Here is an 18,206-nt window from a genome sequence, read left to right on the forward strand (position 1 = left end):
AATTTTATAAAATAACTTTTCAACGAAATTAACAAGATATAAAATGAGTAAAATCAATTGGAAAACTGTAAAAGAATTTGAAGATATAACCTATAAAAAGTGTGATGGTGTGGCGCGTATTGCATTCAATCGACCTGATGTGCGCAATGCATTTCGTCCGCATACTACAAAAGAATTAATTGAAGCATTTTATGATGCACAAGAAGACACTTCAATAGGAGTTGTATTACTTTCAGCTGAAGGACCAAGTTCTAAAGATGGAATCTATTCTTTTTGCAGTGGAGGAGATCAAAGAGCTCGTGGACATCAAGGTTATGTTGGTCAAGACGGTTACCATAGATTGAATATATTAGAAGTGCAACGAATGATTCGCTTTATGCCAAAAGCAGTTATTTGTGTTGTTCCAGGTTGGGCTGTAGGGGGCGGACATTCACTTCATGTAGTTTGCGATTTAACACTAGCGAGTAAAGAACATGCTATTTTTAAACAAACGGATGCCGATGTAACGAGTTTTGATGGAGGTTATGGTTCGGCTTATTTAGCTAAAATGGTAGGGCAAAAGAGAGCAAGAGAAATTTTCTTTTTAGGAAGAAATTATTCGGCTCAAGAAGCTTTTGAAATGGGAATGGTAAATGCAGTTATTCCGCATGCTGAATTAGAAGATACAGCTTTTGAATGGGCACAAGAAATATTAGAAAAATCACCAACGTCAATTAAGATGCTAAAATTCGCTATGAATTTAACAGATGATGGAATGGTAGGACAACAAGTTTTTGCGGGTGAAGCTACTCGTTTGGCTTATATGACTGATGAAGCGAAAGAAGGTAGAGATGCTTTCTTAGAAAAACGTAAACCAAATTTCGAAAAGAAATATTTGCCTTAATTTATGAACGAATTTACAAATAAAGAAATTTCAATTTCAGATTTACCACAATTTGAAGTTGTTCAATTACAACCTATTCATCCTTCTTATTATAAAGTAATTCTAATTAACATAGGGGTTGTTTTTACGTCATTAGGTATTGGCTTAGCTGTGTTGTCGTATTTCAAAGAAGATTTTTTTTCAAATAGAATTTGGATGCTAATTGGTGCTTCATATACAGTGCTTTTAACAATAAGTCTTTTGTTTTCTAGGTTAAGTTTTAAATACAAAAGCTATGCATTTAGAGAACACGACGCCATTTATAAATCAGGAGTAGTTTCTCAAACCACAACTATAGTTCCTTATAAAAGAATTCAGCATGTTGCTTTGCATCAAGGATTATTTTCTCGTTATTTCGGATTGGCTTCTTTAGAATTGTTTACAGCTGGCGGTAGTTCAACAGATTTGGAAATAAACGGATTGACTTTAGAAGATGCACAACGTTATAAAATTTGGATTATCCAGAAAATAGATACTTTAATAGAAGAGTCAGAGGAAGAATCAACAATCAAAATAGATGTCTAAGATGAAATTTGATTTTTCAATTCCTCAACGACAATCCAAATTAGGGATATTAGTCTTGTTTGTTTTTACCTTGCAAAAAATAATACGAGTGTCAATTGCTTTGATTGTTGTTTTTGCAATGAATGCAAATAAGTTTTACGGAAAATTAATTTGGTTAGGTATTGCCATTTTTTTAATATCTGTTTTCGTAACTTTTATAAAATATTATTATTTCACTTTTCAAATTGATTATAAGTCGAAAGAGTTAGTTATTCAAAAAGGGTTTTTAAAAAAATCTAGAATAAGTATCCAATTGCATAAAATTCAGCAAATTAACTTAAATCAGAATTTGTTGCATAAAGTATTTCAATTGTATGAAATTAATGTGGATACTGCTGGAAGCGGAAAAAAAGAAGTAGAAATTAAAGCAGTTTCAAGTTATATTGCCAATCAATTAAAAGAAACAATTGAACGTTTAAACGAAACGGAAACAATTGACATTTCGAATAATGAAGAAACTGTTCAAGCAATAGATGCAAAAACGATAAAAATTGGTTTTTTTACTTTAATAAAAACAGGAATTACATCGAGATATGTGGAAACTTTCGGATGGTTGTTTATTTTGGTAAATACATTTTGGGAAAACAATAAGTATATCAATCTTGAAGAAAAGTTTGATACCACTGGTGTTCAAGAATACATAAACTTTAACTCCATAATTGTTTCTGTTTTATTTGGATTAATTTTCATTTTTATAATGATAATTGCTATTAACTTAGTTCGAACGATTGTTCGTTATTTTGATTTTAGTATTACAAGAACTAAAAGCTCACTTTTACTTACTTACGGATTAATTACTACTCGAAACACCATAATTAATCCGATTAAAGTACAACTGATAAAAATCTCTCAAAATTTCTTTCAAGAAAAATTAGACATTCGAAACTTAAGAATTGAACAAGCCTCGAGTGAAGCAAATTCGAAAGAAAAAAAGAAAGATAGAATTGAAGTTCCTGGATGTTCTGAAGTAGTTAAGAATCAAATTTTAGATTTCATCTACAATAAAGAAATTACAAATCAAGAAGTATATTTTCCAAGTATTCGAAAATTTTGGATTCGTTTTATTTTTATGATTGTTTTACCAATAACAATCATTCTTTATGTAAATGCGTTTGCTCATTTCTTACTTTGGGAAAAATTATATTTACTAGCCTCTTTATATTTATTAGTTGGAACATTAAGTTGTTGGCGTTTATATAAAAACTACAAATTAATGGTTACACCCGAATTTATTTTGGTGCAATCTGGTTTTTGGGATATTGATACCGCAATTATAGAGCCTTACAAGATTCAAGCGATTAAAACCAACCAATTTTTTTGGCAAAAGCGATTAAACATAGGAAGTGTGTATCTTTATACAGCTGGTGGAACAATTTCGTTTACAACAGGGTTTTACAATCAAATTACGGAATTAAGCAATACATGGTTGTACCAAGTAGAAACAAGCACAAAAAAATGGATGTAATTCAAATCATAGCAAAGTGCATAATTGTTCTGTTTGGACTATTTTTAGTGTATGCTGGATTTTTAATGTTTTTTAAGCCTGAAAGGGTTAGAGAAATAATTGGTAAAGCAGGAAGTACTTATTTTATAAATTATACAGAATTAGGAATTAGGTTGATAATTGGAATTGCTTTTCTAATTTCGTCATTATTCTCTATTTATGAATTGCAATTTAAAGTAATAGGCTATTTTTTAATGACATCAGCTTTATTGTTGATGTTAGTTCCTATAAAAACACATAACAATTTTGCGAAAAATGCTGCTGCAAAATTAAAACCAATCTATTTAAAGATTTGCGCACCTTTTTCAATATTTTTAGGGACTTTATTATTAATTGCAATTTATAACCAAATTCAATCTTATTTATTTTTAAATTAATATCATGAAACACTGGATTCAAGCCGCACGATTACGAACATTACCTTTATCTCTTTCTGGAATAATTGTAGGAAGTGCTTATGCCTATCATCAAGGATTTTCTAATTGGAAAATTGTTGTTTTGGCTTTATTGACTACTTTAGGGTTACAAGTGCTCTCTAATTATGCAAATGATTATGGTGACGGTGTAAAAGGAACAGATAAAAATAGAATAGGGGAAAAGCGTTTAGTTGCTGCTGGTATTATTACAGCACAACAAATGAAAAAAGCAGTTATTATAACAGCAGTTATCACTTTTATAATTGCATTGGCTTTAATTTATGTAGCTTTTGGAAAGGAAAATTTTGTATTAAGCTTAATTTTTATCTTGTTGGGAGTTGGTTCTATTGGAGCAGCAATTAAATACACTGTTGGTAGTAATGCTTACGGTTATAATGGTTTTGGCGATTTATTTGTATTTGTTTTCTTTGGTTGGGTTAGTGTAGTGGGTTCAAATTTTTTATTTACTCATTTTATAGATTGGAAAGTTTTTCTTCCTGCTACAGCAATTGGGTTATTAAGCGTAGCCGTTTTAAATTTGAACAATATGCGTGATATTGAAAATGATAAGGCTGCTGGAAAAAACACTTTAGTTGTAAAATTGGGATTTGAGAATGCGAAAAAATATCATTTTTTCTTATTGATTTCTTCAACATTCCTTTTTATGATAACAGAAATTATCATACACCTTCAAGGTTTCTTAGGTATTATTTGTATTGTTTTGTTTACAAATCATTTCTTTTTTGTAAAAAACGCAAAAGAACCAAGAGTACTTGATTCACAATTAAAAATTGTTGCTATAGGGACATTTTTAATTAGTTTGATGTTTTTATTTAATGTTGTATTTTTAACAGATTGGGTTAAAGAATATTTTTAATGAACTTTAAATTACTAAAATCATGAAAATTACATTTTACGGACACGCTTGTATAGGAATTGAAGTGGATGAGGTTACTATTTTAGTTGATCCATTTATTTCAGGAAATCCAAAAGCAGCTCATATCGACATCAATTCGATAAAAGCCGATTTCATACTAATTACACATGCACATCAAGATCATATTTTAGACGTAGAAGCTATTGCAAAGCTTACTGACGCAGTTATTGTGTCAAACTATGAAATAGCTACTTATTATGGAAATAAAGGCTTCAATTACCACCCAATGAATCACGGCGGAAGTTGGGATTTTGAGTTTGGAGTTGTTAAATATGTAAATGCTGTGCATACATCTTCTTTTCCAGACGGAACTTATGGTGGTCAGCCAGGTGGTTTTATTATTGAAGGAGAACGTAAAAATATTTACATTGCTGGAGATACTGCATTAACAATGGACATGAAGTTAATTCCATTGCGTACCAAACTAGATTTAGCTATTTTGCCAATAGGAAATAACTTTACTATGGATGTTGATGATGCTATTATAGCCTCCGATTTTATTCAATGCGATAAAATTTTAGGTTATCACTACGATACTTTTGGTTATATCGAAATCAACCATGAAGAAGCAAAACGTAAGTTCTTTGATAAAGACAAAGATTTGATGTTATTAGAAATTGGCACAAGTATTGAATTGTAGAAGAAACAATTTGAAAAGAACAATGAGAAAATATACTACACTTATATTATTTATTTCAACTATTTCGTTTGCTCAACAAAGTGGTTATTGGGATAATCAAAGAGCAACTTCAAAGGAGATCTCTTTAAGTGCTGGAAAACGTACGTTAATTAAATCTGAAGATTTACCTATTGGTACAACTGAATTTGTTTACCGAATTACGCTGCTAAACGATAGTCAGAAATTATCGAGTAGTTTAGTTTCAATTTTAAAAGCAATTCCTGATCCAACTGGAGTTTCGCAAGGTGCTGCAGGTGCTGTTTTTTTAACTTCTTCTATTTCAGGTAGTGATAAATGTACTTATGCCTTGTTTTCAACTGCTGAAGGAGCAAATGTCTATTTAAAAGAGGCAAATGTAGATTTAGCGTGTTTAGTTCAAAAAGAAAAAGTAACTAAAGAGGCAAAACTAATTGCGATTAAAAATTCAAAATGTTTAGATAACATTCCTTATTTATGGTTCGGATTTGAAAGCCAAAATTGGGTAATGAATCAAAAGATTATTCTAGAAATTGTTCCATGGGTTGATTATGTAGCGAGTAGAGGTTGGAATTCTGAAGCAAAAAACAATATTATTAGCTTTGCTAAAAAATTACCAGTTACCACTAATTTAAAAAATAAAGAAGCTTTTTATGCGAACTTCTTAGAATTAGTAAGTTCAAAATATACCACTACCGAATTTAATAATCTGGTGCCAATTGAAAAAAACAGGGATGTAGAATTATTTACTGAAGAGAGCTTGAAAAAATCAGGAGAAGTAAATGTATTTTACGACACGTTTAGAGAGAATTCGTATAAAGAATTCAACAAGGGTAATTATCAAGAAGCTATTAAGATTCTTCAAGTTGATATTTTTAATAAAAACAGGTCGACTTATAATGATTATGGAATTTTAGGTGATTATTATTTGTTTTCAAAACAATTTACAAAAGCAGAAGAAACATATAATAAAGGATTGCAATTACAACCTTCAGAAATTGATTTCTATTTGAATTTGGCAAATGTTTATCTTTTTACAGATAGAATTTCAGAAGCTAAAGAGTTACATAAAAAATACAAACACGAAAGTCTTTTTACAGGAAATACATGGTTAAAACAAGTTCAAATTGATTTTAAAGAATTTGAAAAACATGGATTACCAACAGATAATTTTAAAAAAATTCTTAGAGTATTTGATTAAGAAAAAATTAATTTGAAAGCAACCTATAAAAAATACACACTTAACTTTAAACGACCAAGTGAAACTTCTCGTGGAATTCTAATAGAGAAAGAAACGTGGTTTCTTATTGTAGAAGAAAGTGGAAAAATAGGAATAGGTGAGTGTGGTATTTTACGAACGCTTTCTATTGATGACAGACCTGATTATGAAGCCAAATTAAAATGGGTTTGCGCTAATATTCATTTAGGAAAAGATACGCTTTGGGATGCGTTAATTGAATTTCCATCTATTCAGTTTGGAGTAGAAATGGCATTTCTTTCTTTGGCTTCAAAAACACCTTTTGAGTTATTTCCTTCCGAGTTTACTTTAGGTAAACAATCTATGGAAATAAACGGTTTAGTTTGGATGGGGTCTACTTCATTTATGAAAGAACAAATTGAAGAAAAACTAGCGCAGGGTTTTCGATGTATTAAGCTGAAAATTGGAGCAATAGATTTTGATAAAGAAATGGAGCTTTTGCATTTTATTCGTCAAAATTTTGATGCTCAAACAATAGAAATTCGAGTAGATGCTAATGGTGCTTTTGAATTAAATGAAGCTTTAAGTAAGTTAAAGCAATTGACTGGTTTTGAGCTTCATAGTATAGAACAGCCAATCGAAAAAAACAACACTGACAGCATGGCAGAGCTTTGTAAAGTGACACCTTTACCAATTGCTTTGGATGAAGAATTAATTGGTGTATTTGGAGTAGAAAATAAAGAAGTATTACTGACTAAAATTAAGCCACAATACATTATTTTAAAACCAAGTTTAGTAGGAGGGTTTAAAGGAACTTTAGAATGGATTTCTATTGCCGAAAAACTAAATATTAAGTGGTGGATTACTTCTGCTTTAGAGAGTAATATTGGTTTAAATGCAATCACACAATTTACCTATACTTTACAAAATCCATTACCTCAAGGATTAGGGACGGGAGGTTTATATACCAATAATTTTGATTGCCCTCTTTTTATAGAAAAAGGTAAAATTTATTACAACCCTTCAATAGAATGGGATATTAAAAAAATGAGATAAAAAAAACAAACGTACGTTGGTTTTTTTTTATCTCATTTGTAAAAAAAAGTTAATTACTTTTTTTTATCGTCAATTTCAACTTCTACTTTGTTGTCTCCGTCTTTTGTAGAAAACTCTACTCCATCATTATTAATGCTTAATGATGTTCCGTCACCCTCTTCTTCAACAGCTGGAGCAGCAGCTTCAGTTTCTATTATTACAGTTTCTTCCGTCACCTCTTTTTTATCATTACAAGAAGCAAAGATCATTATTGAGATAGTTGCAAAAATTAAAGTTACTTTTTTCATAATTTATGTTGTTTAAGATTCTTGACTAAGATAACACTTAAAATACATTGATGCGTTATGTTTTTTTTAAAATCTCTTACATAATTCACATAAATACTAAATAGAATATTCTTTCGTTCTCTTAAAAATAATAATTTATGAAAACAATTGTAACCGTTTTACTAATATTGATTTCAATTATTACTTTACTTTTTTTTGGCTTAAAAACATTTGTAACTTCAATAAAAGACAATAGAGGATGTGAATTTGCCAATATTGATAACGTTGAAATTAATGTAGGTGTTGATATTCCAAAAATTGAAAGTTCAGAATGTTATTATGATTCTATACAAAAAGTAAAATCGGTTTATTTCAAGTTTCAAAAGTTAGATACACAAGAGTATGTTCTTAATAATGAATTGACTAAACTTGAAGATATTTTAGATTTAGAACCAGAAAGTATGCAATATTTTTTAGCAGACGTAAGCAGTATAAGTGAGAATCCAAATTCAATTTATATCAAATCGGGGAATAGAAAAAACAATACTCATTTTGCGGTTTATAATGCTTTGACAAATGAATTTTGGGCAGTTGTTCATTTTAAAGATTAACTTATTTAAGTTACTTTTGCAGTAAACTTATACAAATGTTCAAATTAAAACTTCCTACAGATCCTCGTTGGGCAAACATTGCAGAAGGTAATTTAGAAGAAATTCTAACAGACCATGCGTGGTGCGAACAAAAAGCAGTTACAAATTGCATTACACTTATTACAATGTTACCTGAACATACCGAAGTAGTAAATGAATTAATTTCTATTGCTAAAGAAGAAATGGATCATTTTGAACAAGTACATAATATTATAAAAGCACGCGGTTGGGTGTTAGGACGTGAACGAAAAGACAGTTATGTAAATGAATTGTATAACTTTATGCTAAAAGGCGGAAGTAGACAACAATTTGTTGTAGAAAGACTTTTATTTGCAGCAATGATTGAAGCTAGGAGTTGCGAACGCTTTAAAGTGCTTTCTGATACAATAGCTGATAAAGAACTCGCTGTTTTTTACAAAGATTTAATGATTAGTGAAGCCAACCATTATACTGCTTTTATAGGTTTCGCAACAAAAATAGGAACTGATATTGATGTAAAAAAACGCTGGGAAGAATGGCTTGAAGCCGAAGCTAAAATTATTGCCAGCTACGGAAAGTCTGAGTCTATTCACGGATAATTATATTTATGAAACTATTCTTTAATTATATTTTAATAGCATTGTTTTTAAGTAACTTTTCTTATTCACAAGAAAATGATTATTTATCTGATTTTATCGAATCAAATATTGATAAATCTCCAGGAAAACCTTTAAGTGTTTCAATTATTCAACTAATTACTTTCCCTGAAAAATATGATAATAAAGTTATAATGATAAAAGGTTTTTTAAATTTAAGTTTTGAAGGAAATGCACTTTATCTAAATTATCAAGATTTCGAGTATAAGATATTTAAAAACGCCATTTATTTAAATTTAGATAAAGCTAATTCTTCAAAATTAACAGTGGAATGTAATCAAAAATATGTGTCAATTATTGGTACTTTTAAAGCAGGTTTAAATGGTCACTTTAGTAGTTTTAGTGGTGATATTTTCGATATAAGAAGAATTGATATTTTAGAGAGTAGGATTAAAGAGTCAAAAAACTAAAATCACTACTGCTGAGACACGAAGTATCTTCAAAAAAAGCGCTAATTCTTATTCTTCAACTCAATCCAACGGCTCATAAACTTGGTGCTTTGCATGGTTTGGTGTTGAAATAGTTGCCCTAAAAAGTTTTGGTTGCGATGAATCTCTAAATTCGAAAGTAACTCGTTAATTTTTGAAACAAAGTAAGTTTCAAAAAGCGATTTTTCAAAACGTTGATTTACTAAGTCAATTCCGTTTTTTTGTGCAGTATTCCAAAGTGCTTCATTCGAATAAAGTGCAATTGCCTTTTCAATAAACTCTTCATCAGAATTGGTAATAAAACCATTCCATTCTAAATTATTATTCATTGCTTCAGCGCCAATAGTAGAAGTTATATTGGGTAAACCAAATTGCATACTTTCTAATAATTTTCCTTTTAAACCAGCACCATACGGAATAGGAGCAAGCAAGACTTTAGCTGAATTGAAAACCTTTTCAACACTTTCAGCTCTTCCTTTAATGATAAAACCTTCTTTATCGTTGTGCAATTGTTTTGCTTTTTCCGAAACATAAGCACCATAAATATGCATTTTGGCTTCAGGGAGTGCTTTTTTAATCGATTTCCAATGCTTTTTCAGTTGAAGTACAGTTTGCCAATTTGGTTCGTGTAAAAAGTTGCCTATGCTTATAAAATGCTTTCTTTCTTCAAACTTTGGAATGTTTTCAAATGGTTTTTCGTTTAAAGCTTCAACCATGAAAGGGAGATAATGTAAGATAGAATTATCAACTTTAAAAGTTTCGGTAAGTAATTGCATTTCAAATTCCGAAATAATTAAACTCAAATCACAGCGATAAATAGAAGCTAACTCACGTTTAAAAACATCAGAAATGTAATCTTCAAAAACTACAGTTTTATTTTGTTTATATGCTGTTTCTCTTGTTTTACGTAAAAAATGCAAATCTTCTGTATCTAACATTCGTAGAGCATTCGGACAATGTTCAGCAATGCGCCAGCCGTATTGTTCTTCAATCATAAAACGATCAAAAAGAACTATTGTTGGGTTTAATTCTGAAATTAGTGCATCAAAACTAGAATCATTTAACTGAATTGCTTTTGTATCAACAGAAATGCTTTCTAAATCAAAAGAATTTTCGCCTTTACTTGCTGAAGATAGAAAGGTGATTTTATAATTTTCTTTTTGAAACACCTCAATAATTTGCAACATTCTTGTTCCTGCAGCAGTTGAAGTTGGTTCTGGCCAAACGGTTCCAATGATTACTAAGTGATTTTGCATATCGCAAAGATAAAAAATCAGAATTCAGAAAATTCTTTTATTTTTACAAAAAACAAAAAATGATTTTCTTTAAATTTTGTCCTAGTTGTAAATCTACCGATTTTACTTTTCCAAATAATGTTCGTTTTCATTGCAATACGTGTGAATTCAATTATTACCATAATATAGCTGCAGCTGTAGCAGTTGTTTTTACATTTGAAGATAAAGTGTTGTTTACAGTTAGAAACGTAGATCCTGATAAAGGGAAATGGGATTTACCAGGCGGATTTATTGATCCAGGCGAAAATGCTGAAGCGGCTGCTTGTAGAGAAATTAAAGAAGAATTGGGTTTAGATATTGCTCCAAATGATTTAAAGTACATTACTACTTCTCCAAACAATTATTTATACAAAAACGTACCGTATAGAACAATGGATATCTTTTATGAATGTCCGCTACAAACTGATGTAATTTCTATTACTGCTGAAGATGAAATTCAAGATTTAATTTGGGTAAACCGAAATGAAATCGATTTAGAAAAAATTGGTTTTGTCTCTATTCGAAAAGTGATTGATGAAAAGTTCAAAATCTAGGCACAATTAGGAAAACCTTCTGGGAAATCTCTATACGCATAATATTGTAACACTTCTTCAATAGCTAGTTTTAAAGCAGTATTTACAGGAACAATAACATTTCCCATTCTAAAATCTATTTGAGAAAGATTCATGTAATAATCTGTAAAAACAGGAACCGGTAATCCTTTGTTTATTGCTTCTGTAGATTTATTGAAATTTTCTGTTTGACTTTCTTTGATTATTTTGCATGTAGCTAATCGTAAAGCACCGTATTTATCTTTAGTTGCTCCATAACCAAAAAGGCGACATATTAAGCCGCGATATTGGTAGTCTCCACAACTTCCCGAATTACTGTCTAATAACGATAAAGGTTGGTAAATATGACAAATAGAGCTTTGTTTTACTTTAAGTTTAGCCAAAACAGTTTCTGCATCTCCATTTAAAAAAAGATGAAAAGCCCAAGGTAAAAATTCTAAAGGTGAGGCGTCAATATCTGGTTTTGTACAGCATTTTCCACATCCAGCAATACAACCAAGTTTAGTTTGTGTTTGAAATTCGGCAATTTCTAGATCAAGATTTTTGTATAATTCTTCAACTAATCTAACACGGTTTTCTATTGACATTAATTTCTTTCGAAGGTAGTCTATTAAACGGTTGCTTGTTAGGATTACTCTTAATTATAAAATTAATGCTTTTCTCCTTTGTAATTATCGGGAAAAGGTCTGTAAGCATAATATTGTAAAACTTCTTCTAATGCGAGCTTCATAGCTTTGTTTACGGGTACAAAAACATTTCCCATTCTAAAATCGATTTGAGAAAGTTGCATATAATATTCGGTAAAAATTGGAATTGCTAACCCATTATTTATGGCAATTGTACTTTTATCAAAATTCTCTTTTTGCCCTTCTTTAATTATGTTACAACTTGCAATTCTAAGTTGTCCATATTTATCAGTTGTTGCGCCGTAACCAAATAAACGACAAATTAAACCACGATGTTTATAATCGCTGCATTGTCCTTTGGTATACTCTTCAATTGATTTAGGTTGGTACAAATGACAATTAGGAGTTGTTGTATCATTTAAGGCAGTTAATTTTTTTTCTGCTTCATCTTCCATAAAAACATGAAAAGCCCATGGAAGAAATTCTAATGGAGAAGCATCAATATCTGGAGTAGAACAGCATTTTCCGCATCCAACGACACAACTAAGCCTCGTGTGTGTTTGAAAAGTTTTAATCTCTGTTTCTAGGTTTTGGTACAATTCGTTTACCAATTGAACCTTTTCTTCTATGCTCATAGCTGCAAAATAAGTGTAAAAATACAAAAAGCTCTGTAAAAACAGAGCTTTTTTGTGACCTCGACTGGATTCAAACCAGTAACCTTCTCAGCCGTAATGAGATGCGCTATTCAGTTGCGCCACGAGGCCTTATTGAGGGTGCAAATATAGATATAAATGACTAAATTGCAAATCTATTCGTAAAAAAAATAAAAAAATGGACATAGAAAAATTCATTCGTAACATTCAAGATTTTCCAAAACCAGGAATTGGGTTTAAAGACATTACACCATTATTGAATAATCCGGAGGCAATGGCTTCTTGTTTAGATTTGTTAATCAGTAATTTAGCGGATAAAAAAATAGATAAAGTTATTGGTGTTGAAAGCAGAGGTTTCTTCTTTGGAACATTAATTGCTCAAAAATTAAATGCCGGATTTATTCCTGTTCGTAAACCAAATAAATTACCTTTTGATACGATTTCGGCTTCTTATGAATTAGAATATGGTTCAGACACACTAGAAATTCATGTAGACGCTATTCAAAAAGGTGATAGAGTTTTAATTCATGATGATGTGTTGGCAACTGGCGGAACTGCAAAAGCAGTTTGCGAGTTGGTAGAAAAACTTGGTGGCGAAATTATACAATGTAATTTCTTAATGGAGCTTAGTTTTCTAAATGGAAGAGATAAACTTCCGAACAAAGAAATATTTGCAGTATTAACGTACTAATCTAAAGACTTTATAGTAATATAATATCTATAAGCTAAAATAGCTTGTTGCCATTTTTTTGCTTTGGTTACATCCAAACGTTGCTTAGTGAAACTTGGTAAAATAAGTTTATTTAATTTTGCTAAAAATTTATACATCGTTTATAATTTTTGGCAAATATAGTCAAAAAAATGTCCCGCTATTGCGGGACATTTTTTATTTAGTTTTGATTTTTATTCTTTGAATTGTTCCATTTGGACCAGGAATAATTTCAATTTCCTTAAAAAGATGTGTGTTAGTGTTTTTAAAAAAGGTTGTATTCTCTTCAATTTGAGTTCCATCATATACAATTTTCATTGTATTTAATGCTAATCTTGGATATCCTGGGAATTTGATATGTTTATTACTATCAATAATTACAATATCACCATTTGTAAGTTCAATTCTTTCAAAAAGGTTTGCTTTTTCTTTATCCTGAGCAAACACTTGTAGTCCTATAAATAGTAAAAGAATAGAACAGGCTTTTTTTACATTCTTAAAATTCATAAATATTGGTTTTAGTTTTTAAAACGAAAATTAACTTAATTTATTTTCTTTGTATACTAATTTAAGCACAATGAACCCAATGAAAACACCTATTAAACCTAATGCGCCCATAAAAGCCCAATTACTTTGGTAACCAAAACGCTCAATAATTTCCATTCCGGTTTTTGCTGAAAGAATGTGTGCTAAACTATAACTCATAGTAAAAATAGCCATATAGCGACCTTCGTGACCTTTTGGAGCTCTACTCATCGCGAATGAATTAGAAAAAGGAAACGCAAACATTTCTCCAAATGTCATAAAAACCATCATGATGATTAAAATTCCTGCCCAAAAATTTACTAACATTAAAAACATGCTTAACGACATTGCTAAACAGCCAAATGTTACAATTTTTACTGCGCTTATTTTTTTGCGTTCTATATAGCTTACTAACGGCATTTCTAAAAAGAAAACGAGTATTCCATTGAAGGTTAAAAGTAATCCAGTTTGAAATTCAGATAAATCAAATTGTTCTTTGTGATATAATGGTATTGTTGTAAATAATTGAAAAAACATGATTCCAGTTATTAAACAAGTTGTTAAAAACAACCAAAAAGGAGTGTCTTTAAATACAGAATTTGTTAATACTTCACCAGGATTTTCTTTATCTAAATAAGGTGATTTTTCTTTTTCTTTAACCAATAACCAGAAAATCAATATAGCAGCAATACAAGTGAATCCGTCAACCCAAAACAATCCGCTATATCCTCCTGCCATAATAATTAATCCACCAAGTGCAGGTCCGGCTGCAAAACCTAAGTTTATAGCAAGTCTAACTAGGGTTAATGATCGAGTTCTGTTTTCGGGTTTTGAGTAAGCAGCTAACGAAACAAACATGGCCGGTCTAAACATATCCGCTACAACCATAATTAAGAATATTGCAACTATTAAACCTTCAAAAGAAGTGATTTTTTGTAAACCAAAAAACATTAATCCGCTTGTGAGCAAACTAAAAATCATTACTTTGTAAAAGCCAATTTTATCTGATAATTTTCCGCCAAGCCAAGAACCAAGCATTGAACCCACTCCAAAACTTACCATAATCCAACCTACTTGACTGTAGCTAAAGCCTAAGTCTTCTTTTAAATATTTAGATAGAAAGGGTAAAACCATTGTACCTGCACGATTGATAAATGTTATCATCGTTAGGATCCAAATCTCTCTAGAAAAACCTTTAAAGTTGTTAATGTATTTTTGAAATGCTTTTTGAATCATATGAAGTGTAAAATACAAAAATACAAAACTGAAAAAGAAATGAATGTTATATAAAATATATATTTTTGTAAAAATTTAATCTATGAAAAATTTACTCGTATTGATTCTGTTTGTTACTTCTTCAATTTTTGCTCAAGATAAGAAGGAGCAAACTAGTTTAGAGTATCAACATCATTTAAATGAAGAATTTGCAGATTCACTTAAAAGTCCATTAGCCGAAGAAGACAGAAGTCATTTTAAAGCTTTAGACTTTTTTGTGATTGATGAAAAGTTTATTGTTGAAGCGATTTTAATAAGAACAAAAAAAGAGAAAACTTTCCAAATGAAAACTTCTACAGATAGAACTCCTTTGTATAAAAAATACGGAGAATTGCATTTTACTTTAGAAGGAAAAGAAATGAAGTTAAACGTATATCAGAATATCGATTTAATGAAATTACAAGATTATAAAGATTACTTGTTTTTGCCATTTTCCGATTTAACAAATGGAAAAGAAAGTTACATTGGTGGGAGGTATATTGACATGCGAATACCAGAAGATCATAAAGTATTAATTGATTTTAACAAAGCTTATAACCCATATTGTGCTTATAATTACAAATATTCTTGCCCAATTGTTCCTTTGGAAAATGATTTAAATATAGCAATCAATGCTGGCGTTAAAAAGTTTCATGATTAATGCAATTTATAAATTTACATACCCATTCATTTTCAAATGATGATTCGTTATTAGAAGTTGTCAATCAATATCCTTGGGAATTTAATGAAGCAATTCCTCAGTATTCTATTGGAATTCATCCTTGGTATATAAATGAAAGTCGGTTAAGCGAAGATTTAAAAATTATAGAAGAGAAGCTCTTATTGAATGATTGTTTGGCTCTTGGTGAATGTGGTTTAGATAAACGAATTGAAATGTCCTTAAATACTCAAATAGAAGTTTTTCAGCAGCAAGTAGAATTGGTACAAAGTACGGATAAACCAATTATTTTGCATTGTGTAGCAGCTTATCAAGAGATAATTGAGATTAAAAAAGAAATGAATATTAAAAACCAAATGATTATTCATGGTTTTTCTAAAAATATGCAAGTAGCCAAATCGTTGTTGGATAACGGATTTTATCTTTCTTTTGGAAAATATTTGTTGAGAAACCCTGATTTGGAAAATGTTTTTAATTTTGCACCCGTTGATAGAATTTTTTTAGAAACGGATACTATTGAAGAAACAATTCTAGAAGTTTATCAAAAAGCATCTCAAATAAAGAATATAAAAATAGAAGGCCTGAAAGAAATTGTAAACATGAATTTCAATCAAGTATTTAAGTAATATAAAGTCTAGCAATAAAAATGGCAAAGTGGAAAGAAAGAGCAGAGTTGCTTTTTAAAGAAGAAGGAATAAACAAATTGAATAATGCAACTATTTTAATAGTCGGACTAGGAGGAGTTGGTAGCTTTGCTGCAGAATTTTTAGCTAGAGCAGGAGTAGGGAATATGACAATTGTTGATGGAGATACAGTAGATATTACTAACATTAATCGACAATTGCCTGCATTACATTCTACTGTAGGGCAATCTAAAGTTAAAATCGTTGGCGACCGATTATTGGACATTAACCCAGAATTAAAACTTACAAGAATTGAAGAGTTTCTTTCTCCTGAAAGAGCTTATGAATTGGTTTCACCAGATTTTGACTATGTTTTAGATTGTATTGATAGTTTAACACCAAAAATGAACTTAATTATTGCTGCAAAGCGTAAAAAAGTAAAGTTAATAAGCAATATGGGAGCTGGTGGAAAATATGATTCTGAAAAAGTATCTGTTCGCGACATTAGTAAAACGGAATATTGTCCTTTAGCTAAGAACATTCGTAAAAGATTAAAAAAAGTTGGAATTAATAAAGGTATAAAAGCGGTATTTTCTTCTGAAATACCAGATAGTAAGAGTCTTAAATTAACCGATGGAACGAACTATAAAAAGTCGTTTTACGGTACTAATAGCTGGATGCCAGCATTATTTGGTTTGTATGCTGCAGAAACAGTTATTAAGTATATTGTTAAAAAGAAATAAAAAAAAATCCGAAGTATTAAGCTTCGGATTTTTTTTATTCTGTAATTGTATTTACTGTTTCTTCAGTTATAACTGGTGATGATATTACCGGTTTAATTATTTTCTTTTTAACAGGAAAGTAAATTTCTGTTACCCATTGAGAAGGGTTTTTAACTTTAGGTAAACTTACTTTATAAATTTCAATATATTTATTGCTGTTGTCTAATACGTAATTAAGTTTTGTGAATTCTTCTGTAGCTTTATTTCTAGCTTTTTTAAGATGTTTATAATCTCCTATAAGTGTTGTTTTATAAGCTAAAAATTCATCAAAATGATTGCCTGAAATTTCACTTCCTTCTGTCGTTAAAATTTCTTCTTCAACAGGAACGCACATTGCAAACTTTATGTAATTCAGGTTTTCGTCTCTTTTGTCAATAATTACAAAAGGTAAACCGGTCAGCTTAATTTCGTTGTCTTCAACAAACTCAATCATATTCTGCAACATTTTTTTAGATTTCAATTGAAAATCATCAATTGAACATGAATCTTTTTGTTGAATAAAGTTAGCAGCATGTTTTGTGACTATTCCTTGATGAGTTATTTTCATTGATTCTAACTCGTTTACTAGGTATTTCTCTATTTGATTAATTCCATTTTCAAAAATATCACCATATACATCATCCATTCCGTTTTTTAGAATAGCATTAAATTTCCATTTAAAAGATAGTTTTCCTTTCATGGACCAATTTACTTTTGTGCCTTTAGGAGTTTCGGAAAAAATCCAACAAATTTTATGAACATCATCATTTAGATAAAAATCTTGATAAATAGTGTCGTTTTGATGCGCTTTGGTTGTTATTATTTTTCCGTCAGAAGTTGTGCTTTTCCAAGAAAAACCAGTACCTAGTCCTGAAGTAATTGTAGTATAATCTATTTTTGTACTGGGGTCTAATTCTTTTAAATTGAACCAATCTTCCCAAGTTGTAAAATCATTAACATAAGTAAATATATTTTCTTTTGAGGAAGTAATTATTTTTTCTCTATTTATTTCATAATCATTAGGCTGAGTAGCAATAAATACAACGAAAGCAACAGAAAGCAATAGTACTAAAAGAAGAATATATTTTGTGATTTTCATTTACGACTTATAAGGTTTATTCCAAAAATATAAAATTAATCTTTCAAAAAGAATTTTATTAAGAATAATAACAAGATAAAAGTTAAAAAAGCAAATAATATCCAATAAACGCCTTTATATTGTAGCTTTAATTGTTTTAAATCCTTTCTATATACAAAAGTCATTATGATTGTAAAAACAATTATGAAGAAGACGGCAAA

Annotated in this window: 24 protein-coding genes and 1 tRNA gene; 16 read left to right on the forward strand and 9 right to left on the reverse strand. The window is 30.0% G+C overall.

Features of this window, described 5'->3' with window-relative positions; all coding sequences use genetic code 11:
- The first annotated feature begins 43 nt into the window (after positions 1-43).
- Genes UXY25_RS08280 through UXY25_RS08315 form a run of 8 tightly spaced genes read left to right on the forward strand, consistent with a single transcriptional unit; the run spans position 44 to position 7,252 of the window.
- Complete coding sequence (locus tag UXY25_RS08280) at positions 44-883, forward strand: 1,4-dihydroxy-2-naphthoyl-CoA synthase (RefSeq protein WP_320815539.1); 840 nt, start codon at positions 44-46, stop codon at positions 881-883.
- A 3-nt stretch (positions 884-886) separates the two neighbouring features.
- The gene (locus UXY25_RS08285) at positions 887-1,447 is read left to right on the forward strand and encodes a PH domain-containing protein (RefSeq protein ID WP_320815540.1); all 561 of its coding nucleotides are present in this window, start codon (positions 887-889) and stop codon (positions 1,445-1,447) included.
- 1 nt (position 1,448) lies between these two features.
- Positions 1,449-2,951 carry a PH domain-containing protein gene (locus UXY25_RS08290; RefSeq protein WP_320815541.1) on the forward strand — a complete coding sequence of 501 codons (1,503 nt, stop codon included), beginning with the start codon at positions 1,449-1,451 and terminating at the stop codon, positions 2,949-2,951.
- Positions 2,942-3,367, forward strand: a complete 426-nt coding sequence (locus UXY25_RS08295) for a hypothetical protein (RefSeq protein WP_320815542.1) — start codon at positions 2,942-2,944, stop codon at positions 3,365-3,367. Before UXY25_RS08290 ends, UXY25_RS08295 begins: the two co-directional genes overlap by 10 nt.
- Before the next feature lie 4 nt (positions 3,368-3,371).
- A complete protein-coding gene (menA, locus tag UXY25_RS08300) occupies positions 3,372-4,283 on the forward strand; it encodes a 1,4-dihydroxy-2-naphthoate octaprenyltransferase (RefSeq protein ID WP_414601376.1) in 912 nt (303 codons plus the stop codon).
- Between the two features lie 22 nt (positions 4,284-4,305).
- Positions 4,306-4,983, forward strand: a complete 678-nt coding sequence (locus UXY25_RS08305) for a metal-dependent hydrolase (protein WP_320815543.1) — start codon at positions 4,306-4,308, stop codon at positions 4,981-4,983.
- A 22-nt stretch (positions 4,984-5,005) separates the two neighbouring features.
- The gene (locus UXY25_RS08310) at positions 5,006-6,199 is read left to right on the forward strand and encodes a tetratricopeptide repeat protein (RefSeq protein WP_320815544.1); all 1,194 of its coding nucleotides are present in this window, start codon (positions 5,006-5,008) and stop codon (positions 6,197-6,199) included.
- Positions 6,200-6,211: 12 nt separating this feature from the next.
- On the forward strand, positions 6,212-7,252 hold the full coding sequence (locus UXY25_RS08315) for an o-succinylbenzoate synthase (RefSeq protein ID WP_320815545.1): 1,041 nt from the start codon (positions 6,212-6,214) through the stop codon (positions 7,250-7,252).
- Between the two features lie 53 nt (positions 7,253-7,305).
- Here the strand turns inward: UXY25_RS08315 and UXY25_RS08320 are convergent, their stop codons facing one another.
- Positions 7,306-7,539, reverse strand: coding sequence for a hypothetical protein (locus tag UXY25_RS08320; protein WP_320815546.1), 234 nt, complete (start codon positions 7,537-7,539; stop codon positions 7,306-7,308).
- Positions 7,540-7,676: 137 nt separating this feature from the next.
- On the opposite strand from UXY25_RS08320, the gene UXY25_RS08325 reads away from it, so the two are divergent.
- From UXY25_RS08325 to UXY25_RS08335, 3 genes are read left to right on the forward strand one after another with little or no spacing between them, the layout of a single operon-like run.
- The gene (locus UXY25_RS08325; protein ID WP_320815547.1) at positions 7,677-8,129 is read left to right on the forward strand and encodes a hypothetical protein; all 453 of its coding nucleotides are present in this window, start codon (positions 7,677-7,679) and stop codon (positions 8,127-8,129) included.
- Between the two features lie 35 nt (positions 8,130-8,164).
- On the forward strand, positions 8,165-8,746 hold the full coding sequence (locus tag UXY25_RS08330) for a tRNA-(ms[2]io[6]A)-hydroxylase (RefSeq protein ID WP_320815548.1): 582 nt from the start codon (positions 8,165-8,167) through the stop codon (positions 8,744-8,746).
- Positions 8,747-8,754: 8 nt separating this feature from the next.
- Positions 8,755-9,213 carry a hypothetical protein gene (locus UXY25_RS08335; RefSeq protein WP_320815549.1) on the forward strand — a complete coding sequence of 153 codons (459 nt, stop codon included), beginning with the start codon at positions 8,755-8,757 and terminating at the stop codon, positions 9,211-9,213.
- Between the two features lie 41 nt (positions 9,214-9,254).
- On the opposite strand, the gene UXY25_RS08340 is transcribed toward UXY25_RS08335, so the two are convergent.
- Positions 9,255-10,487 carry a glycosyltransferase family 4 protein gene (locus UXY25_RS08340; RefSeq protein ID WP_320815550.1) on the reverse strand — a complete coding sequence of 411 codons (1,233 nt, stop codon included), beginning with the start codon at positions 10,485-10,487 and terminating at the stop codon, positions 9,255-9,257.
- 59 nt (positions 10,488-10,546) lie between these two features.
- Between UXY25_RS08340 and UXY25_RS08345 the strand changes: the two genes are divergently transcribed.
- On the forward strand, positions 10,547-11,059 hold the full coding sequence (locus tag UXY25_RS08345; RefSeq protein WP_320815551.1) for an NUDIX hydrolase: 513 nt from the start codon (positions 10,547-10,549) through the stop codon (positions 11,057-11,059).
- Here UXY25_RS08345 and UXY25_RS08350 read toward each other — a convergent pair.
- The 3 genes from UXY25_RS08350 to UXY25_RS08360 all read right to left on the reverse strand — a co-directional run bounded on the left by UXY25_RS08350 (position 11,056) and on the right by UXY25_RS08360 (position 12,467).
- Positions 11,056-11,664, reverse strand: coding sequence for a YkgJ family cysteine cluster protein (locus UXY25_RS08350; protein ID WP_320815552.1), 609 nt, complete (start codon positions 11,662-11,664; stop codon positions 11,056-11,058). The genes UXY25_RS08345 and UXY25_RS08350 overlap by 4 nt on opposite strands.
- A gap of 62 nt (positions 11,665-11,726) precedes the next feature.
- On the reverse strand, positions 11,727-12,338 hold the full coding sequence (locus UXY25_RS08355) for a YkgJ family cysteine cluster protein (protein ID WP_320815553.1): 612 nt from the start codon (positions 12,336-12,338) through the stop codon (positions 11,727-11,729).
- A 55-nt stretch (positions 12,339-12,393) separates the two neighbouring features.
- A tRNA-Arg gene (locus UXY25_RS08360) sits at positions 12,394-12,467 on the reverse strand.
- A 67-nt stretch (positions 12,468-12,534) separates the two neighbouring features.
- Between UXY25_RS08360 and UXY25_RS08365 the strand changes: the two genes are divergently transcribed.
- Positions 12,535-13,047 carry an adenine phosphoribosyltransferase gene (locus UXY25_RS08365; RefSeq protein WP_414601377.1) on the forward strand — a complete coding sequence of 171 codons (513 nt, stop codon included), beginning with the start codon at positions 12,535-12,537 and terminating at the stop codon, positions 13,045-13,047.
- Here the strand turns inward: UXY25_RS08365 and UXY25_RS08370 are convergent.
- The 3 genes from UXY25_RS08370 to UXY25_RS08380 are packed head-to-tail and all read right to left on the reverse strand — an operon-like array spanning position 13,044 to position 14,826.
- On the reverse strand, positions 13,044-13,184 hold the full coding sequence (locus tag UXY25_RS08370; RefSeq protein ID WP_320815554.1) for an SsrA-binding protein: 141 nt from the start codon (positions 13,182-13,184) through the stop codon (positions 13,044-13,046). The two genes, UXY25_RS08365 and UXY25_RS08370, sit on opposite strands and share 4 nt — an antisense overlap.
- 58 nt (positions 13,185-13,242) lie before the next feature.
- On the reverse strand, positions 13,243-13,572 hold the full coding sequence (locus tag UXY25_RS08375; RefSeq protein WP_320815555.1) for a hypothetical protein: 330 nt from the start codon (positions 13,570-13,572) through the stop codon (positions 13,243-13,245).
- A 30-nt stretch (positions 13,573-13,602) separates the two neighbouring features.
- Entirely contained in the window at positions 13,603-14,826 is a 1,224-nt protein-coding gene (locus UXY25_RS08380; RefSeq protein WP_320815556.1) for an MFS transporter, read from the reverse strand.
- A gap of 82 nt (positions 14,827-14,908) precedes the next feature.
- On the opposite strand from UXY25_RS08380, the gene UXY25_RS08385 reads away from it, so the two are divergent.
- Genes UXY25_RS08385 through UXY25_RS08395 form a run of 3 tightly spaced genes read left to right on the forward strand, consistent with a single transcriptional unit; the run spans position 14,909 to position 16,889 of the window.
- Positions 14,909-15,505 carry a DUF1684 domain-containing protein gene (locus UXY25_RS08385; protein ID WP_320815557.1) on the forward strand — a complete coding sequence of 199 codons (597 nt, stop codon included), beginning with the start codon at positions 14,909-14,911 and terminating at the stop codon, positions 15,503-15,505.
- Entirely contained in the window at positions 15,505-16,149 is a 645-nt protein-coding gene (locus tag UXY25_RS08390) for a TatD family hydrolase (protein ID WP_320815558.1), read from the forward strand. The genes UXY25_RS08385 and UXY25_RS08390 overlap by 1 nt, the downstream gene beginning before the upstream one ends.
- 20 nt (positions 16,150-16,169) lie before the next feature.
- A complete protein-coding gene (locus tag UXY25_RS08395; RefSeq protein WP_320815559.1) occupies positions 16,170-16,889 on the forward strand; it encodes a tRNA threonylcarbamoyladenosine dehydratase in 720 nt (239 codons plus the stop codon).
- 34 nt (positions 16,890-16,923) lie between these two features.
- Here the strand turns inward: UXY25_RS08395 and UXY25_RS08400 are convergent, their stop codons facing one another.
- The gene (locus UXY25_RS08400; RefSeq protein ID WP_320815560.1) at positions 16,924-18,006 is read right to left on the reverse strand and encodes a hypothetical protein; all 1,083 of its coding nucleotides are present in this window, start codon (positions 18,004-18,006) and stop codon (positions 16,924-16,926) included.
- Positions 18,007-18,206 lie beyond the last annotated feature (200 nt).

The organism is Flavobacterium sp., assembly GCF_034111225.1.
Taxonomy (GTDB): Bacteria; Bacteroidota; Bacteroidia; order Flavobacteriales; family Flavobacteriaceae; genus Flavobacterium.

Bases quoted from the DNA above. Each gene is read 5' to 3' on its own strand.
- UXY25_RS08385 (WP_320815557.1), top strand. From the start codon at position 14,909: ATGAAAAATTTACTCGTATTGATTCTGTTTGTTACTTCTTCAATTTTT.
- UXY25_RS08390 (WP_320815558.1), top strand. From the start codon at position 15,505: ATGCAATTTATAAATTTACATACCCATTCATTTTCAAATGATGATTCG.
- UXY25_RS08340 (WP_320815550.1), bottom strand. From the start codon at position 10,487: ATGCAAAATCACTTAGTAATCATTGGAACCGTTTGGCCAGAACCAACT.
- UXY25_RS08290 (WP_320815541.1), top strand. From the start codon at position 1,449: ATGAAATTTGATTTTTCAATTCCTCAACGACAATCCAAATTAGGGATA.
- UXY25_RS08350 (WP_320815552.1), bottom strand. From the start codon at position 11,664: ATGTCAATAGAAAACCGTGTTAGATTAGTTGAAGAATTATACAAAAAT.
- UXY25_RS08400 (WP_320815560.1), bottom strand. From the start codon at position 18,006: ATGAAAATCACAAAATATATTCTTCTTTTAGTACTATTGCTTTCTGTT.
- UXY25_RS08365 (WP_414601377.1), top strand. From the start codon at position 12,535: ATGGACATAGAAAAATTCATTCGTAACATTCAAGATTTTCCAAAACCA.
- UXY25_RS08295 (WP_320815542.1), top strand. From the start codon at position 2,942: ATGGATGTAATTCAAATCATAGCAAAGTGCATAATTGTTCTGTTTGGA.
- UXY25_RS08325 (WP_320815547.1), top strand. From the start codon at position 7,677: ATGAAAACAATTGTAACCGTTTTACTAATATTGATTTCAATTATTACT.
- menA (WP_414601376.1), top strand. From the start codon at position 3,372: ATGAAACACTGGATTCAAGCCGCACGATTACGAACATTACCTTTATCT.
- UXY25_RS08355 (WP_320815553.1), bottom strand. From the start codon at position 12,338: ATGAGCATAGAAGAAAAGGTTCAATTGGTAAACGAATTGTACCAAAAC.
- UXY25_RS08395 (WP_320815559.1), top strand. From the start codon at position 16,170: ATGGCAAAGTGGAAAGAAAGAGCAGAGTTGCTTTTTAAAGAAGAAGGA.
- UXY25_RS08370 (WP_320815554.1), bottom strand. From the start codon at position 13,184: ATGTATAAATTTTTAGCAAAATTAAATAAACTTATTTTACCAAGTTTC.
- UXY25_RS08320 (WP_320815546.1), bottom strand. From the start codon at position 7,539: ATGAAAAAAGTAACTTTAATTTTTGCAACTATCTCAATAATGATCTTT.
- UXY25_RS08345 (WP_320815551.1), top strand. From the start codon at position 10,547: ATGATTTTCTTTAAATTTTGTCCTAGTTGTAAATCTACCGATTTTACT.
- UXY25_RS08285 (WP_320815540.1), top strand. From the start codon at position 887: ATGAACGAATTTACAAATAAAGAAATTTCAATTTCAGATTTACCACAA.
- UXY25_RS08375 (WP_320815555.1), bottom strand. From the start codon at position 13,572: ATGAATTTTAAGAATGTAAAAAAAGCCTGTTCTATTCTTTTACTATTT.
- UXY25_RS08310 (WP_320815544.1), top strand. From the start codon at position 5,006: ATGAGAAAATATACTACACTTATATTATTTATTTCAACTATTTCGTTT.
- UXY25_RS08330 (WP_320815548.1), top strand. From the start codon at position 8,165: ATGTTCAAATTAAAACTTCCTACAGATCCTCGTTGGGCAAACATTGCA.
- UXY25_RS08305 (WP_320815543.1), top strand. From the start codon at position 4,306: ATGAAAATTACATTTTACGGACACGCTTGTATAGGAATTGAAGTGGAT.
- UXY25_RS08280 (WP_320815539.1), top strand. From the start codon at position 44: ATGAGTAAAATCAATTGGAAAACTGTAAAAGAATTTGAAGATATAACC.
- UXY25_RS08335 (WP_320815549.1), top strand. From the start codon at position 8,755: ATGAAACTATTCTTTAATTATATTTTAATAGCATTGTTTTTAAGTAAC.
- UXY25_RS08380 (WP_320815556.1), bottom strand. From the start codon at position 14,826: ATGATTCAAAAAGCATTTCAAAAATACATTAACAACTTTAAAGGTTTT.